This window comes from Rhodococcus koreensis, from assembly GCF_017068375.1.
In the GTDB taxonomy this organism is placed as follows: Bacteria; Actinomycetota; Actinomycetes; order Mycobacteriales; family Mycobacteriaceae; genus Rhodococcus_F; species Rhodococcus_F koreensis.
In genome coordinates this window covers 2895364-2912856 of record NZ_CP070609.1, presented here as the reverse complement: position 1 = coordinate 2912856, position 17493 = coordinate 2895364, and the positions used below count along the sequence as shown (strand labels likewise).

The window sequence follows — 17493 nt, the reverse complement described above, 5'->3', positions numbered from 1 at the left end:
TCATTCACACCGCCCTCACCCCGGGCGGACACACAGGCGCCCGACCCCGCGCCCGCAACGATGGAGTATCCCTTGCTCGAACAGACCACCACCTCCGCCGACCGCCCCCGCGCGGGCTCCCACGTCATCCGTGAGGGTGTTGCGTCGTATCTGCCGGATATCGATCCGGATGAGACCACGGAGTGGTTGGAATCGTTCGATGGTTTGTTGGACCGGTCCGGTCCGACTCGTGCCCGGTATCTGATGTTGCGGATGCTCGAGCGGGCCGGGGAGAAGCACGTCGCTCTGCCGGCGTTGACGTCGACCGATTATGTGAACACCATCCCGACGGAGAACGAGCCGTGGTTCCCCGGCGACGAGGAGGTCGAGCGCCGGTACCGGGCGTTCATCCGGTGGAACGCGGCGGTGATGGTGACCCGCGCGCAGCGCCCCGGGGTGGGGGTCGGTGGCCACATCTCCACCTACGCCTCCTCCGCGGCGCTGTACGAGGTGGGGTTCAACCACTTCTTCCGCGGCAAGGACCATCCCGGCGGTGGCGATCAGATCTTCATCCAGGGCCACGCCTCCCCCGGCATCTACGCGCGCGCGTTTTTGGAGGGGCGGATCCCGGCGGAGCGGATGGACGGGTTCCGGCAGGAACACTCGCACACCGACCAGGGTGGCGGGTTGCCGTCGTACCCGCACCCGCGGTTGCTGCCCGATTTCTGGGAGTTCCCGACGGTGTCGATGGGGTTGGGCCCGATGAACGCCATCTACCAGGCCAGGTTCAACCATTACCTGCACGACCGCGGCATCAAGGACACCGCCGACCAGCACGTGTGGGCGTTCCTGGGTGACGGGGAGATGGACGAACCCGAATCCCGCGGCCTCGCCCATGTGGCGGCCACCGAGGGCCTCGACAATTTGACGTTTGTGGTGAACTGCAACCTGCAGCGCCTCGACGGCCCGGTCCGCGGCAACGGCAAGATCATCCAGGAGTTGGAGTCGTTCTTCCGCGGCGCCGGCTGGAACGTGATCAAGGTGGTCTGGGGCCGCGAGTGGGACGCGCTGCTGCACGCGGACCGGGACGGCGCCCTGGTCAATTTGATGAACGTCACCCCGGACGGCGACTACCAGACGTACAAGGCGAACGACGGCGGGTATGTGCGGGAGCACTTCTTCGGCCGGGACCCGCGGACGAAGGAGCTGGTCGCGAACCTCTCGGATCAGGACATCTGGAACCTCAAACGCGGCGGCCACGACTACCGCAAGATCTACGCCGCGTACGCGGCGGCGATGGCGCACAAGGGTCAGCCGACGGTGATCCTGGCGCACACCATCAAGGGGTACACCCTGGGTAAGCACTTCGAGGGCCGCAACGCCACCCACCAGATGAAGAAGCTGACCCTCGATGATCTGAAGAATTTCCGGGACCTGCAGCGGATCCCGATCTCCGACGCCGAGTTGGAGAAGAACCCGAAGATGCCGCCGTACTACCACCCCGGCCCCGATGCCCCGGAGATCCAGTACATGCTGGATCGCCGCAAGGCGCTGGGCGGGTTCCTGCCGCAGCGGCGGACCACGGCGGCGCCGTTGCCGCAGCCGGCGGATTCGACCTACGACGTGGTCCGCAAGGGGTCCGGTAAGCAGCAGGTCGCGACCACCATGGCGTTGGTGCGGATCATGAAGGAGCTGTTGCGGGACAAGGAGATCGGGAAGCGGATCGTGCCGATCATCCCGGACGAGGCCCGCACCTTCGGGATGGACTCCTGGTTCCCCTCGCTCAAGATCTACAACCGTAACGGGCAGCTGTACACGGCGGTGGATGCGGAGCTGATGCTGGCGTACAAGGAGTCCGAGATCGGGCAGATCCTGCACGAGGGCATCAACGAGGCCGGCTCGACGGCCTCGTTCACCGCGGTCGGCACCTCCTACGCCACGCACGGTGAGCCGATGATCCCGCTGTACATCTTCTACTCGATGTTCGGGTTCCAGCGCACCGGCGACGGCCTGTGGGCGGCGGCCGATCAGATGGCCCGCGGGTTCGTGCTCGGTGCCACCGCCGGCCGCACCACCCTGACCGGGGAAGGGTTGCAGCACGCCGACGGGCACTCGCTGCTGCTGGCCTCGACCAACCCGGCGGCGGTGGCCTACGATCCGGCGTTCTCCTACGAGATCGCGCACATCGTCAAGGACGGGCTGCGCCGGATGTACGGCGGCACCGACGGGGTGGACGGGTTCGGTGGTGAGGACATCTTCTACTACATCACCCTCTACAACGAGCCCTACTCCCAGCCCGCCGAACCCGCCGACCTGAACGTCGACGGCCTGCTCAAGGGCCTGTACCTGTTCAAGAAGTCCGAGGCCTCGGGCGGCTCCGCGCTTCAACACGGGCACTCCGCAGGCTCTGCGCCTGAAACCGGGCACTCCGCAGGCTCCGCGCTTCAACACGGGCACTCCGCAGGCTCCGCGCCCAGGGCCCAGATTCTGGTCTCCGGTGTCACCATGCCCGAGGGGCTGCGGGCCCAGCAGCTGCTCGCCGACGAGTGGGGTGTGGCCGCCGACGTGTGGTCGGTCACCTCCTGGGGTGAACTGCGCCGCGACGGCATCGAATCCGAACGCCAGGCGCTGCGGGACCCGGGCACCGACGCCCCGCTGCCCTACGTCACCCAGGCGCTGTCGGATGCGGCCGGCCCGTTCGTGGCGGCCTCGGACTGGATGCGCGCCGTCGCCGACCAGATCCGCCAGTGGGTCCCCGGCTCGTACACCACCCTCGGCACCGACGGGTTCGGGTTCTCCGACACCCGCCCCGCCGCCCGCCGGTACTTCAACGTCGACGCCGAATCCATCGTCGTCGCCGTCCTGTCCGCCCTCGCCGGCGAAGGCACCCTCGACCGCTCCAAGGCCGTCGAAGCCGCCACGAAGTACCGCATCGACGACGTCCGCGCCGCCGCCGTCTCCTATGCCGATACCGGCAGTGCCTAGAACGGAATCGACAATCCCATGACAGCAACAGTTTCCGAAGATCTCCTGGTGTCCGGCCAGCAGGATGCCGCGTCGGCCCGGCGCGCGAAGATCGTGTGCACCCTCGGGCCCGCGACGGCCACCGGCGATCGCATACGCGAACTCGTCGACTGCGGAATGGACATCGCCCGGCTCAACTTCAGCCACGGCGACCATGCCGATCACGAGGCGAACTACAACCGGGTGCGGGATGCATCCGAACGCACCGGTAGAGCGGTCGGCATCCTCGCCGACCTGCAGGGCCCGAAGATCAGGTTGGGGCGCTTCGCGGAGGGCTGCACCGTGTGGTCGGACGGTGATGTCGTGCGGATCACCGTCGACGAGTGCGAGGGCACCCACGACCGCGTGTCGACCACCTACAAGCAGTTGGCCGAGGATGCCAGGCCGGGTGACCGGTTGCTCGTCGACGACGGCAAGATCGGATTGGTCGTCACCGGCGTCGACGGCAACGACGTGGTGTGCCGGGTCACCGAGGGCGGTCCGGTCAGCAACAACAAGGGTGTGTCGTTGCCGGGGATGAACGTGTCGGTTCCGGCGCTGTCGGACAAGGACATCGCCGACCTCGAGTTCGCGCTGGGTCTCGGTGTCGACCTCATCGCGCTGTCGTTCGTGCGGTCGGCGGCTGACATCGAACTCGTCCATGCCGTGATGGACCGGGTCGGCCGCAGGGTCCCGGTGATCGCGAAACTCGAGAAACCGGAGGCGATCGACAACCTCGAGGCGATCGTGCTCGCATTCGACGCGGTGATGGTCGCCCGCGGCGATCTGGGCGTGGAGTTGCCCCTCGAACAGGTGCCGCTCGCGCAGAAGCGGGCCATCCAGGTCGCCCGCGAGAATGCGAAACCCGTGATCGTCGCGACGCAGATGCTGGAATCGATGATCGAGAATTCGCGGCCGACCCGCGCCGAGGCGTCCGACGTGGCCAATGCCGTTCTCGACGGTGCCGATGCCGTGATGCTGTCGGGCGAAACGTCCGTCGGCAAGCATGTGATGGAAACTGTCCGCACGATGGCCCGGATCGTCAGCGCGGTGGAGGAGAGGTCCACGCACGTTCCGCCGCTGGGGCACGTGCCCCGCACGAAGGGCGGAGTCCTGTCCTATGCGGCCCGCGACATCGGGGAACGATTGGGCGCCGCGGCGCTCGTCGCGTTCACCCAATCGGGTGACACGGTGCGCCGGATGGCGCGCCTGCACACACCGCTGCCGTTGCTGGCGTTCACGCCGCTCCCGGCAGTGCGTGCTCAACTCGCGCTGACGTGGGGGACCGAGACGTTCCTCGTCGACCCCGTCGCGTCGACGGACGAGATGATCCACCAGGTCGACCACGCGCTCCTCGGCCTGGGCCGGTACCGGCGGGGCGATCTCGTCGTCATCGTCGCGGGATCGCCGCCGGGCACCGTCGGCTCGACCAACCTGATCCACGTCCACCGAATCGGCGAGGAAGACCACTGAAGGGATGTGACGTTGTAACCGTACGGCCGTCCGCTATTGACAGAACTCGATGGACACGGTTTTCTCTATGTCAAGATACGAAACTGTGTTTTCGCATCGTGGAAGTTTGCCAAGTGCGGAAGGTGAGTCATTTCATGACTGAGCGTGTTGAGGTCGGCGGTCTGCAGGTCGCGAAGGTGCTCTACGACTTCGTGAACGAGGAGGCGTTGCCGGGGACCGGGATCGACGTCGACGGTTTCTGGTCGGGTGCGGTGAAGGTGATCGAGGACCTGGCGCCGAAGAACCGGGCCCTGCTCGCCACCCGCGACGATCTGCAGGCGCAGATCGACCGGTGGCACCGCGACCACACCGGCACCCCCGACCCGGCCGAGTACCAGCAGTTCCTGACCTCGATCGGCTACCTGGTGCCGGCGCCGGCCCCGTTCACGGTGTCCACGGCGAACGTGGACGCCGAGATCACCTCGACCGCCGGCCCGCAGCTGGTGGTCCCGGTCCTCAACGCCCGCTTCGCCCTGAACGCCTCCAACGCCCGCTGGGGGTCGCTGTACGACGCCCTGTACGGCACCAACGCCATCCCCGACGACGGCGGCGCCGAGCCGGGCACCTCCTACAACACGGTCCGCGGCGACCGGGTCATCGCCTGGGCCCGCACGTTCCTCGACACCGCCGCCCCCCTCACCGAGGGCTCGCACGCCGACGCCACCGGCTACACCGTCGACGGGGACACCCTGCGGGTGGAGTTGGCGGACGGCACGATCACCGGGCTGGCCGAACCGGGCAAGTTCGTCGGCTACCTCGGTACCCCGGCCACCCCGACCGGGGTGCTGCTGCGCAACCACGGCCTGCACGCCGAAATCCAGATCGACCCGACCTCCCCGATCGGGTCCACCGACCGGGCCGGGATCAAGGACGTGGTGCTCGAGTCCGCGGTCACCACCATCATGGACTTCGAGGACTCCGTCGCCGCCGTCGACGCCGACGACAAGGTCATCGGCTACCGCAACTGGCTCGGTCTGAACCGGGGTGATCTGACCGAGGAGATGACCAAGGGCGGCACCGCGTTCACCCGCCGGCTGAACCCGGACCGCACCTACACCGCCCCCGACGGCACCGACCTCACGTTGCACGGGCGGTCGCTGCTGTTCGTCCGCAACGTCGGGCACCTGATGACCACCCCGGCGATCCTGCACCCGGACGGCACCGAAATCCCGGAGGGCATCCTCGACGCCCTGCTCACCTCCCTCTGCGCCGTCCACGGGCTCGGCACGTCGGAGGCGTCGGGGCCGCTGGTCAACTCCCGCACCGGGTCGATCTACATCGTCAAACCCAAGCAGCACGGCCCCGACGAGGTCGCGTTCACCACCGAACTGTTCGGCCGCGTCGAACAGGTCCTGAACCTGCCCGCCAACACGTTGAAGGTGGGGATCATGGACGAGGAGCGGCGCACCACCGTCAACCTCGCCGCCTGCATCCACGAAGCCCGCGAGCGGGTGGTGTTCATCAACACCGGGTTCCTCGACCGCACCGGCGACGAGATCCACACCTCGATGGAGGCCGGGCCGATGATCCGCAAGGCCGAGATGAAGCAGCAGACCTGGATCACCGCCTACGAGGACTGGAACGTCGATGTCGGCCTGGCCGCCGGCCTGCAGGGCAAGGCGCAGATCGGCAAGGGCATGTGGGCGATGACCGAACTGATGGCCGAGATGCTCGAGCAGAAGATCGGCCACCCGAAGGCGGGCGCGAACACCGCGTGGGTGCCGTCGCCGACCGGGGCCACCCTGCACGCCACCCACTACCACCAGGTCGACGTGTTCGCCGTCCAGGACCGGTTGAAGGGGGCCCCGCGGGCCACCCTCGAGCAGATCCTCACCATCCCCCTCGCCGAGAACACCGACTGGACCGCGGAGCAGAAGCAGCAGGAACTCGACAACAACTGCCAGTCCATCCTCGGGTACGTGGTCCGGTGGATCGACGCCGGCGTCGGCTGCTCCAAGGTCCCCGACATCCACGACGTCGCCCTGATGGAGGACCGCGCCACCCTCCGCATCTCCAGCCAGTTGCTGGCGAACTGGATCCGGCACGGCGTCGTCACCGCCGACCAGGTCGTGGCCTCGCTGCAACGGATGGCGCCGGTGGTGGACCGGCAGAACCAGGACGACCCGACGTATCGGCCGCTGGCCCCGGACTTCGACACCAACATCGCGTTCCAGGCCGCCAAGGAACTCATCCTCGACGGCACCGCCCAGCCCTCCGGCTACACCGAACCGATCCTGCACCGCCGCCGCCGCGAATACAAAGCCGCCAACGCCTGACCCCCACGTGAGCGGCGAAGCGTGCTCGCGCACGCTTTGCCGCTCACGTGTCAGGTGAGGTTCACCGTCGCGAAGATGTCGCCGGTGGGCTGGGTGGAACCGCCGGGCGGTTCCACACTGAATCCGAGTGCCGTGGACTGGTCGATGTCGTTCACGACCGCGGTCGTCGACGGTGACACGTCGTCGGCCTCCATGATCCCGGCGGACACCGGTTCGTGCGACGGCCCGAGCAGCCACATCTGATAGACCGAACCGGGCTCGGGCGGTGGGACGTCGTTCATGACCAGCAGTCCGGCGTCGACGTCCTTGGAGTACACGACGGTGGCCGAACCGCCACCGGCGATCGGTGCTGCCGCGGTGCGGACGTCGTCGGCCGCGAGGATCTGCGCGGGAACGGGTTGGGTTTCGTCGCTCTGCAACTGCTGGGCGACGGTGATGCCACCGACGGCGAGGACGACCACGGCGGCCGCCGCACCCAGAGCGCCGAGGAGACGCCTGCGCCGGCGCGCACGAACCTCGTCCAGCGCCACCGGCGCGGGTGCCGAGGCAGTACCGGGCAGGGCATCGCGGATGCGCCCGAGCAGGTAGTCGGGCGGTTCGACCGCGGTGGACGCGGACTGGGCGGCCATCGTCTCGCGCACCCCGCGCACCGCGTTGTCGAACTGCAGGCGAACGTGTGGCGGTGCGCCCTGGAGCGCGGTGTCGATCTCTCGGCGCTGCTGATCGTCGACGGCGTCGAGTGCATACACCTGAGCGAGGTCGAGGATGTCGTGCTGGGACTCATCCATCGAACTGCACCCCCAGACATTGCTTGAGCCTGATCAATCCGTCTCGAATTCGTGATTTCACCGTGGGAAGCGCCACGGACAACCGCTCCGACACTTCCCGGTAGGTCAGCCCCCCGTAATACGCGAGGACCACGGTTCGCTGCTGGACTTCGGTGAGCGTGCCGAGGCAGTCGACGACGTCGCTGGTGTCGCCCCGCCGGGTGACTTCCTCCGACACCGCGTCGAACGGTCCGTACCAACTCGAGGCGCCGTAGGCGGCTTCCCGTTCGGATCCGGACTGCTCGGACCGCACCCGGTCGACGGCGCGGCGGTGGGCGAGGGTGATCAGCCACGACAGCGGCGACCCCTGCTTCGGATCGAATTTCGCCGCGTTGTTCCAAACCTGCAGGTACACCTCTTGGGTGGTTTCCTCGCTGTATCCGGGATCGCGCAGCACGCGCAGCACCATGCCGTACACCCGCGCGCTGGTGCGTTCGTAGAAGTCGCTGAACGCATCCCGCTCGCCGCGCGAGATACGCGCCAGCAACGCCGTCAGCGTCACGTTCTCCGTGTCCCTGTCGACGCCGGTCATCGGCCCATTCCGTTCATCGATCCACAGCCTAATAGCAGGTTGCGGCCGGTGTGACCAGGACAGGACCTGGGGAGGGGGGAGCGATGCCGGCACGGTGCTCACCGCTTCGGTGGCAGGGGAAGGAAGTAACTGGTTCGCTGCTGGTATTCGGGGTAGCCGGGACGCTGTGACATCGACTTCTCGAGCAGCCTCGCCCCCGTCGCGAACACCAGGAAATACGTCATGACCACGGGGGCCAGCACGGTGACGGCGCCGGGCCACACGCTTGCCGCGATCAGCCACAGCCCCCACCACACGCAGGAGTCGCCGAAGTAGTTCGGGTGCCGCGTCCACGCCCACAGGCCGACGTCCATGATCTCGCCCTTGTGGGACGGGTCGGCCTTGAACGTCTTCAACTGGTGGTCGCCGACCGATTCGAACACGACGCCGATCACCCACAGGAGGACACCGAGCACCACCGCCACCGCGCCGACTCCGGATGCCGGACCGAGCACGGCCGACACCTGCAGCGGCAGGGAGACGAACCACTGCGCGAATCCCTGGGTGAGGAAGATCTTCCTGATGACGACGCCCGGCGAGTCGCCGCCGGCCCGGTCGAGCATCTCCTCGTACCGCGGGTCCTCGCCCTTCCCGGCGGACTTCGTGTACATGTGCCAGGTCAGCCGCAGACCCCACACCGCGACGAGCACGAACACCAGCCACCGGCGCAGCGCGTCGCCGTCGCCGAGGACGGCGGCCACGAACGCCACCAGGACGAAACCGAGGCCCCACGTCACGTCGACGACGTTGTAGCGCCCGATCCGGCGGCCGACGAGGAACGTCGCGGCCTGCAGGATTGCGAGCACCAGCAGGCTCGCCGCGGTGACGGCGCCGAAATCCGACCAGTCGAACCCGTTCATCGGAGCACGCCGGAACCTGTGGAATCGGCCCGCACCGCGGGCATCAGTGACTGGCCCGCCGCGGTCGGTTTCACGGCCAGGATCTGATCGACGCCCATGCGGCCCTGCGCGAAGCTCATCCCGCCGCCGACGAGGTACAGCCGCCACACCCGGGCCATCTCCAGCCCGACCATCGCGACGACGTCGTCCCAGCGGGACTCGAACTGCTCCAGCCACGCGTCGACGGTCCAGACGTAGTGCTCGCGAAGGCCATGCACGTCGCGCACCTCGAGCCCGGCTCGTTCGAGGTACGCGACGCTCTCGCCGACCGGACGCATGGTCATGTCGGGAGCTATGAACGACTCGATGAACGGGCCGCCGCCGGGATGACGTCCGGTGCGCGACATCTGCTGGATCAGCACCCGCGCACCGGGCTTCGCGTTGTCGTAGAGGGCCTGCGCGTACCGGGCGTAGTTCTTCTCGCCCACGTGCTCACCCATTTCGAGGGAGGCGACGGCGTCGAACGGCCCGTTGGGGACCTCCCGGTAGTCCTGGAGTCGGATCTCGACGTGGTCCTGCAACCCGCGTTCGGCGATCCGCTCGTCGATAAAGGCCTTCTGCTCCCGGGAGATCGTGACCCCGACGACCCGGGCGCCGTACGCGGATGCGGCGTGCAGGCTCAGCGACCCCCATCCGCAGCCGACGTCGAGCAACCGCATGCCGGGTTCGAGCCCGATCTTGCGGCACACCAGGTCCAGCTTGTCCCGCTGTGCGTCCTCGAGCCGGTAGTCCGGATCCTGCGGTGCGCCCGGCGCATTCCGGGTGAAGTACGCGCAGGAGTAGGCCATCTGCGGGTCCAGGATCAACGAGTAGAAATCGTTGGAGAGGTCGTAGTGGTGGCTGATCGCTGCGCGGTCGCGCAGCAGGCTGTGCAGCCGGCCGCGGATGTTCGCCTGCGTGGCGGGTGCGGGGAGGGGGCCGCCCACGACACCCAGTTTCGCGGCGACGCGCAGCACCTTCGCGATCGTCGACGGGCTCGGCCGCACTCCGCTCAGCCCGCGCTCGCGGGCCACCGCCCACACGTGTGCCAGGGCCTCGCTCAGGTCGCCCTCGACGTCGATCTCACCCGTCACGTAGGCCTGCGCTGCCCCGAGTTCGCCCGGGTTCCACAGCAATCGGCGCAGGGCGTCGGGACTGCGCAGCACCACCTTCGGCGCCGTCGCCGGGCCGGCGGTGCTGCCGTCCCACGCGGTCAGGTGCACGGGCAGTTCGCCGCGGACGAGCGGACGCAACGCCTTGTCGAGTTCGGCGGCCACGGTCACGGTCGTGCTCCCGTCTTGTCGAGGACGAGCTGCTGGACGTCGATGTAGCCGGAGCGGAACCCGGCTTCTGAGTAGCAGAGGTAGAAATGCCACATCCGGCGGAACGTCTCGTCGAATCCGAGTTCCTCCGCCTGCGTGCTGTGCGCGGCGAACCGCTCGTTCCACAGCCGCAGCGTCTCCGCGTAGTGCTGTCCCATACTCAGGCGTTCCCGCACCCGCAGCCCGGTGTGTTCGGCGGTGACGGATTCGATCGCCTCGGTCGACGGGAGGAACCCGCCGGGGAAGATGTACTTGTGCACCCAGGTGTAGGTGTTGCGGGTCTGCAGCATCCGATCGTGCGGCATGGTGATCGCCTGCAGCGCAACCCTTCCTCCCGAGGCGAGGAGCTTGTCGAGTACCCGGAAGTAGGTGGCCCAGTACTGGTGCCCGACGGCTTCGATCATCTCGACGGAGACGATGGCGTCGTATTCGCCGTCGACGTTGCGGTAGTCGAGCAGGTCGATCTGCACGACGTCCGAGTGTCCGGCCTCGGCGACGCGCAGGCGGGCCAGGCTCTGCTGTTCGCTGGACAGCGTCACGGAGCGGACCACGGCGCCGCGTTCCGCCGCCCGGATGCACAACTCTCCCCAGCCGGTCCCGATCTCGAGCAACCGGGTGCCCGCGCCGACACCGGCCTCGTCGAGCAGCCGATCGATCTTGCGGCGCTGCGCGTCCGCGAAGTCGTCCCACTTCGGGGTGACCTGCGGGACGGGTGCCCGCAGGACGGTCACGTCCCGGACCTGCCCCACACGCGTCGGCGTCGACGAGAACAGCGCGCTCGAGTACGTCAGCGTCTCGTCGAGGAACGTCTCGAACATCTCGTTGGACAGGTCGTAGTGCCGGGAGATATTGGAGCGGGTGTTCTGCTCGGTGTTACGTTCCTGCGCCGGGTGTTTGGCGACATACAGTGCGCGCAACCGCTGCAGTGGGCGAGGAATGAGCGTCGCCATCCGGGAGGCGAACACGCTGAGCACCGCGGCGAGATCCGGTGACGTCCAGTCGCCGGCCATGTAGGACTCGCCGAATCCGATCAGTCCCCCCGTCCCGACCCGCCGGGCGAATGCGTCGGGATTGCGGATGATCATGCGGGGCAGGATCTCCTGCTCCCGGCGTGCCCCCACCAGGGTGCCGTCGGGATACTCGATGCGGACGTCGAGGTCGGCGGCCGCGCGGCGGAACAGGCGGTCGGCGACCTTCGCCGACGCCGCGGCACGCACACCGGTCGGCACGTCGGCCAGCCCGGGCCAGATCCGGTTGTCGATCCGCGGGTTCTCGCCGGTGAACTCCTCGTCGACGAACCCCTCACCGGCCGTGCTCACGGCAGGCGACCCGTCCGTGTCGGTGTCCTTGTTCCTTCTCACTGAACTGTCTCCTTCTGACGGCCGTCGGGCCGGGCCATGACGGGAAGTCCACGGGCCCACAACGTGATTCCCTGGATGCGGATACGAGCCGACACCACGAGAGGTGCCAGGGGAGTGCGCAGTTGAGTCCTCAGAACCGTCCGGCTCGTGGCCGGTTGCCGCGTCCCCCGCACCGTCGCGGTGAACGGTCCGTGCCCGTCGCGGTGGAGAACCACGTTCAGGGAGAGGGTGTCGCCGGGTTCGGGGAACCGCATGTCGTAACGACCGCTCACGTCGTTGAACGGTGAGACGTAGAACTGCTTGTCCACCTCGGCGCGGTCGTCGCCGTCGGGCCGGATCAGATAGCTGTGCCGCTGACCGTACGTGTTGTGCACCTCGGCGATCGCGCATCTCAGGGTGCCGTCGACGTCGTGGCACCAGTACACGCTGAGCGGGTTGAACACGTAGCCGAGCACCCGCGCGTTGAGAAGGGCCGTCACCCGGCCCCCGCAGAGGTCGACTCCCTGTCCGGCGAGGAACGCATCCACCCTGCTGCGCAGCGTGTCCGTGGCGGCGGCCGGATCCGGTTCGAGGTGGTCCCCGGCGCGGAAGCGGGCGAACGGTCCGAGCCACCGCGGGAGGCGAGGAAGGGCGTCCACGTCGACGTACCAGCTGTAGCTCGTGTACTCGAAGCTGTTGCGGACCGGTTCGATGCGCGCGTGCCGGATCCTCGTCGAGTAGATCGCGGGCGCGGTCACGACACCGTCTCCCGTTCGTGGGGTCGTGCGGCCTGCGCATCCCACGAGCGGCCGACGCGTTCGGCGGCGCGCAGTCCCGAGAGCGCCCCGTCCTCGTGGAACCCCCAGCCGTGGTAGGCGCCGGCGAAAGCGAACGTGCCGGAACCGAGTTCGTGCAACCGCGACTGCGCCGCGACGGAATCGGGGGTGTAGACGGGATGTTCGTACGTCATCTCCGCGACGACCTTCGACGGGTCGACGAGGTGCTTCCCGCCGAGCGTGACGAGGAACCGCCGGTCGCGCACCGTGTCGAGGCGCATGAGCCGGGTCATGTCGTAGGTGACGACGACGCCCGCCGCGTCCTTGTCGTCGGCGGGAGTCAGGTAGTTCCAGGAGGCCCGGGCGTGCTCGGCGCGGGGCAGCATCGACACGTCGGTGTGCAACTGCGCGTGGTTCACCGAATACGGCATGGCGCCCAGGATCTCCGCCTCGAGATCGGAGGCGTCGCCGAGCATGGCGAGCGCCTGACGGGGGTGAACGGCGATCACCACGGCGTCGAAGTACCGGACGTCGCCGCGGCCGTCGACGACGCACGTGCCGCCGTCCGGGGTGCGCTCCACCTGCTGCACCGGGGTTTCGAGAAGAATCTCGTCGACGTGTGCCGCCACCTTCTCGACGTAGCGGGCGGACCCGCCGGTCACGGTGCGCCAGGTGGGTGAGCCGAAGACGGTGAGCATTCCGTGGTGGTCGAGGAAGGTGAACAGGTAGCGGGCCGGGTAGCGCGCGGCGGTCGCGGGATCGCACGACCACACGGCCGCGACGAGCGGGGTCATGAAGTTTTCGACGAAGTACGGGCTGAAACCGTTGCGGGCCAGGAATTCGCCCAGCGGTTCCTGCGCGCCGGACTCGCCGGCCGGGGTGTCGAGCACGGTCCGGGCACGGCGGTGGAACCGGAGCACCTCGCCGAGCATGCGCCAGTAACGTGGCCGGGCCAGGTTGCGGGCGGTCGGGAACAGTCCGCGGAGGCCCTTCGCGCCCGCGTACTCGAGCCCGCTCGCATCGGATCGGATCGACATCGACATGTCGGAATCCTGGGTGGCCACGTCGAGTTCGGCGAACAGGCGCAGCAGGGTGGGGTAGGTGCGGTCGTTGTGCACGATGAAGCCGGTGTCGACGTCCACCTCCACACCCGAGTCCAGCGTCAGGTGGTGAGTGTGGGCGTGGCCGCCGAGACGGGCGTCGGACTCGTAGAGGGTGACGCGGTCGTGGCGGGACAGAACGTAGGCGGCGGTCAACCCCGCGACGCCGCTGCCGATCACGGCGACGTTCCTGCGTCCGAGCTTCTCCGAATCATGCATGGCGACCTGCCTTCCGGTCTGTCGGTGCGGGGACGACGCCTTCCGCGGCGAAGGCGTCGAGAACGAAATCGGCGATGATGCGATGCCACCACCACGGCCGGGTGAGCATGAAATGGCCGGCTCCGGAGAGCGGATGCCAGGAGGCGTTCACTCCGCGCGCCAGTGCCTGTTCGGTCTGGATCCGGGAGGCGACGGGGTCCGTCCAGCGGTCGGCGGTTCCGTGCGCGACCATCAGGCTGCGGTCGGCAGGCACCAGATCGGCGTCGGATTCGGGCCACCAGGGTGCGAGGGCGGCGATCGCCCGGACGTTGTCGAGGTCGGCGAGGTGCGCGGCGACGCGGCCGCCCATCGAATGCCCGACGACGGCGACGGGGACGTCCCCGAACCGCAGTCGGGCCCGCTCGAGGGCCATCCGGGCGTCGTGCACCGGGCTGGCCTCGGGGGCGTTCCATCCGCGGACCCGGTACTGCAGCCGCTGCACGGCGATGCCGTGGGGTCCGAGCGTCGACCTCAGGGACCGGGCCAACCAGATCATGCGCAGGTTCGACAGGTGCCAGCAGCGTGACGGGTCCTGACTGCGTGGTTTGCCGCCGGGCAGCACGAGCACGTACGCCGGGGCGGTGGGTGAGCCTCTCTCCATATCAATTATTCGGAGCTGACTGTGCATCGGATGGGCGGACCCCACACCCGCACGTGAGTGGGAAAGCGTGCCGGACCACGCTTTCCCACTCACGTGGGGGGATGCCTACTGGGGCATCAGGACGGAGTCGACCAGGTACACCGTGGCGTTGGCGGTCTGGACGCCGCCGCAGATGACGCCTGCGTCGTTGACCTTCAGGTCGTCACCCGAACCGGTGACGGTGACCGTGCCGCCCTCGACGGTCGTGTGCTCGCCGGCGATGTCACTCGGCGCGATCTGGCCGGGGACCACGTGGTACGTCAGGACCTTGGTGAGCAGGGCCGGGTCGGTCTTGAGGGTCTCGATCGTGGCCGGGTCGACCTTCGCGAACGCGGCATCCACCGGCGCGAAGACCGTGAACTGCCCGCTGTTCAGCGTGTCGACGAGGTTGACCTGCGGGTTGAGCTGACCGGACACGGCGGCGGTGAGCGTGGTGAGCAGCGGGTTGTTGGATGCGGCCGTCGCAACCGGATCCTGCGCCATGCCACTGACCGAACCTGCGCCGTCCGGAACCGTCTTCGCGTACTCGGCGCAGCCCGGGCCGACCAGGTTGGCGGCGGGATCGGCCATCGCGGACGAGGTCATCGAACCGGACGACATCGACTCGGACGTCATCGCCTCCGAAGCGGAGCCGCTGCTGGACGAGCCGCTGTCGTCCGACGAACACGCCGAGCCCAGCAGGGCCAGGGACGTGCTCGCGGCGACTGCCAGGACTCGTGTGGTGATCTTCATCAGAAATTGCCTCTCTCCGGTGTGAGTGCGGGGGAGCACCATCGACAGGCATTCGGAGCGGTCTTCGGAACGGATGGGTCGAAAGTTCTCTCGCAGCGACCCATCCGATCCGGAATGGGCATCGAATACCCCGAGAGAGGGTGCTGCGCCGGCCCTCTGTTTCGGCTGCCCGTTTTCGTCGACCGCATGATGTTGAAAGGATTCGAGATGACACCGTCGAAGGTCCGTGGGATCGCCGCCGCGCTGTCGGCCGCCGCCGCGGCTGTACTGCTGGCGGCCGGCCCTGCACACGCTCAACCGGGTGCGCTCGCCCCCGTACCATCCCTCGACGTCCAGAGGTACCTGGGCACGTGGTATCAGTTGGCCGCTGTGCCACAGCCGTTCAATCTCGACTGCGCGCGGGACACGAGGGCGACGTACGGACTGATCGACCCGTCGAACGTCAGCGTCGCCAACAGGTGCACCACGTGGGCGGGTGGGACGAACGGGATAAGGGGCAACGCGCGCGTCAACGATCCGGTGACCAACGCGCAGCTCCACGTGAGTTTCCCGGACGTGCCGTTCCAGAGTGCGGCGGACGGTCCCACCAATTATGTGGTCACCTACATCGCCGACGACTATTCGTGGGCGCTGGTCGGTGACCCGGCACGGGTGTCGGGTTTCGTGCTCTCCCGCACTCCGGCGGTCGACGACGCGGGGTGGAAGCAGATCCGGCAGGTGGTGGAATCGCGGGGCTACAACTCGTGCCTGTTGCTGACGTCCCCGACCACCGGTGGCAGAGAGGGGATTCAGCCGCTCTGCACGGTCTGACGGGCCGCCGACCCGGTGATGTTCTCCATCATGCCTTTGAAGATGATTCCGTGGAACGGCAGGATGGAATACCAGTACAGCCGCCCGGCCAACCCTTTCGGGAAGAAGATGGCGCGCTGATCGAGCCGGGACCGGTCGGGATCGACACTGTGGACGGTCCATTCGAGCCACGCCCCGCCCGGTGCCCGCATCTCGGCGCGCAGCCGGAGCAGCGACCCCCGGTCGATGCGTTCGACCCGCCAGAAGTCCAGGGGGTCACCGGTGTTGAGCTGCTTCGGGTTCCGGCGTCCCCGCGTGAGCCCGACGCCGCCGACGACGCGGTCGAGCCAGCCGCGCACGGACCACGCGAGTGGGAAGGAGTACCAGCCGTTCTCGCCGCCGATGCTCTCGACGACGGTCCACAGCGTTGCGGCGTCGGCGTCGCAGCCCTTGGTGCGTTCGTCGGTGTAGACGACCTCACCGGCCCAGTCGGGATCGGACGGCAACGGATCGGAGGGGGCGCCGACCGGGGACGCACTGGCCCACGTCGTCTCCACCTCGCCGTTGTCGATGCGCCGCAACGCCAATCGGACAGCGTCCCGGTACGTCGTCAGGCCGGCCTTCGGCGGCGGGATCACGTCGTCGATGTCGTGCTCGCCTGCGACGGCGTCGTTGTGGAGTGATTCGATCAGGGCCCGCCCGAGTGAGCGGGGGATCGGGGTGACCAGACCGATCCACAGGCCCGCGAGTTTCGGGGTCAGCACCGGGAGGACGAGGATGCGACGCTGACGCAAACCGGCGACCTCGGCGTACGTCTGCATCATCTCGCCGTAGCGGAGGACGTCGGGGCCACCGATGTCGAACGTGCGACTGCGCGGCAACGGCGCCTCGGCCGCGGCGACGAGGTAGTGCAGCACGTCGCGGACCGCGATCGGCTGAATCTTGTTGTTCACCCACCGCGGCGTCGTCATCACGGGGAGCCGGTTGGTGAGGTGGCGAATCATCTCGAACGATGCCGAACCGGAGCCGATGACCACCCCGGCCTGCAGAACCATTGTGGGGACACCGGAGTCGACGAGTATCCGTCCCACCTGGGTGCGGGACCGCAGGTGCGGCGAGAGATCCGCCGAATCGGGATGCAGTCCGCCGAGGTAGACGATCCGGCCGACACCTGCCGTGCGGGCCGCCTCGGCCACGTTCTCCGCGCTGATGCGTTCGGCCTTCTCGAACTCGTCCGACCCTCCCATCGAGTGCACGAGGTAGTAGACGACGTCCGTGTCCGCGAAAGCGGCAGAAAGGGATTCGGGGTCACTCAGATCGCCGCGAGCGATTTCGACGTCGGACGCCCACGGAACGTCGGTCAGTTTTTCCGGTGAACGCACCAGTACCCGCACCCGGTGGCCGGCTTCCGCGAGCCGGGGAGCGAGGCGTCCGCCGATGTATCCGGTGGCTCCGGTGACCAGTACACGTAACTGCGTCATTCCCACACG

Annotated in this window: 14 protein-coding genes; 4 read left to right on the top strand and 10 right to left on the bottom strand. The window is 68.1% G+C overall.

Annotation, left to right across the window (positions count from 1 at the left end):
* Positions 1-60: 60 nt before the first annotated feature.
* The 3 genes from aceE to JWS14_RS13455 all read left to right on the top strand — a co-directional run bounded on the left by aceE (position 61) and on the right by JWS14_RS13455 (position 6770).
* The gene (gene aceE / locus JWS14_RS13465) at positions 61-2964 is read left to right on the top strand and encodes a pyruvate dehydrogenase (acetyl-transferring), homodimeric type (RefSeq protein ID WP_206013484.1); all 2904 of its coding nucleotides are present in this window, start codon (positions 61-63) and stop codon (positions 2962-2964) included.
* A gap of 18 nt (positions 2965-2982) precedes the next feature.
* Positions 2983-4455: a pyruvate kinase gene (gene pyk / locus JWS14_RS13460; protein ID WP_206013483.1), complete on the top strand. Its 1473-nt coding sequence runs from the start codon at positions 2983-2985 to the stop codon at positions 4453-4455.
* A 134-nt stretch (positions 4456-4589) separates the two neighbouring features.
* The gene (locus tag JWS14_RS13455) at positions 4590-6770 is read left to right on the top strand and encodes a malate synthase G (RefSeq protein ID WP_206013482.1); all 2181 of its coding nucleotides are present in this window, start codon (positions 4590-4592) and stop codon (positions 6768-6770) included.
* Between the two features lie 50 nt (positions 6771-6820).
* On the opposite strand, the gene JWS14_RS13450 is transcribed toward JWS14_RS13455, so the two are convergent.
* From JWS14_RS13450 to JWS14_RS13410, 9 genes are all read right to left on the bottom strand, one after another.
* The gene (locus JWS14_RS13450; protein WP_206013481.1) at positions 6821-7558 is read right to left on the bottom strand and encodes an anti-sigma factor; all 738 of its coding nucleotides are present in this window, start codon (positions 7556-7558) and stop codon (positions 6821-6823) included.
* Positions 7551-8129 carry a sigma-70 family RNA polymerase sigma factor gene (locus JWS14_RS13445; protein WP_124393860.1) on the bottom strand — a complete coding sequence of 193 codons (579 nt, stop codon included), beginning with the start codon at positions 8127-8129 and terminating at the stop codon, positions 7551-7553. Before JWS14_RS13445 ends, JWS14_RS13450 begins: the two co-directional genes overlap by 8 nt.
* A 98-nt stretch (positions 8130-8227) precedes the next feature.
* Positions 8228-9028: a DUF1295 domain-containing protein gene (locus tag JWS14_RS13440; protein ID WP_206013480.1), complete on the bottom strand. Its 801-nt coding sequence runs from the start codon at positions 9026-9028 to the stop codon at positions 8228-8230.
* On the bottom strand, positions 9025-10329 hold the full coding sequence (locus JWS14_RS13435) for an SAM-dependent methyltransferase (protein ID WP_206013479.1): 1305 nt from the start codon (positions 10327-10329) through the stop codon (positions 9025-9027). Before JWS14_RS13435 ends, JWS14_RS13440 begins: the two co-directional genes overlap by 4 nt.
* Positions 10326-11729, bottom strand: a complete 1404-nt coding sequence (locus JWS14_RS13430; RefSeq protein WP_206013478.1) for a class I SAM-dependent methyltransferase — start codon at positions 11727-11729, stop codon at positions 10326-10328. Before JWS14_RS13430 ends, JWS14_RS13435 begins: the two co-directional genes overlap by 4 nt.
* Positions 11726-12466: a DUF1365 domain-containing protein gene (locus tag JWS14_RS13425; RefSeq protein ID WP_206013477.1), complete on the bottom strand. Its 741-nt coding sequence runs from the start codon at positions 12464-12466 to the stop codon at positions 11726-11728. Before JWS14_RS13425 ends, JWS14_RS13430 begins: the two co-directional genes overlap by 4 nt.
* Positions 12463-13803, bottom strand: a complete 1341-nt coding sequence (locus JWS14_RS13420) for an NAD(P)/FAD-dependent oxidoreductase (RefSeq protein WP_206013476.1) — start codon at positions 13801-13803, stop codon at positions 12463-12465. Before JWS14_RS13420 ends, JWS14_RS13425 begins: the two co-directional genes overlap by 4 nt.
* Positions 13796-14443 carry an alpha/beta fold hydrolase gene (locus JWS14_RS13415; RefSeq protein ID WP_206013475.1) on the bottom strand — a complete coding sequence of 216 codons (648 nt, stop codon included), beginning with the start codon at positions 14441-14443 and terminating at the stop codon, positions 13796-13798. The genes JWS14_RS13420 and JWS14_RS13415 overlap by 8 nt, the downstream gene beginning before the upstream one ends.
* 105 nt (positions 14444-14548) lie before the next feature.
* The gene (locus JWS14_RS13410; protein WP_072948122.1) at positions 14549-15214 is read right to left on the bottom strand and encodes a fasciclin domain-containing protein; all 666 of its coding nucleotides are present in this window, start codon (positions 15212-15214) and stop codon (positions 14549-14551) included.
* A 207-nt stretch (positions 15215-15421) separates the two neighbouring features.
* Between JWS14_RS13410 and JWS14_RS13405 the strand changes: the two genes are divergently transcribed.
* The gene (locus tag JWS14_RS13405) at positions 15422-16024 is read left to right on the top strand and encodes a lipocalin family protein (protein ID WP_206013474.1); all 603 of its coding nucleotides are present in this window, start codon (positions 15422-15424) and stop codon (positions 16022-16024) included.
* Here the strand turns inward: JWS14_RS13405 and JWS14_RS13400 are convergent.
* Positions 16003-17484: an SDR family oxidoreductase gene (locus JWS14_RS13400; RefSeq protein ID WP_206013473.1), complete on the bottom strand. Its 1482-nt coding sequence runs from the start codon at positions 17482-17484 to the stop codon at positions 16003-16005. The genes JWS14_RS13405 and JWS14_RS13400 overlap by 22 nt on opposite strands.
* Positions 17485-17493 lie beyond the last annotated feature (9 nt).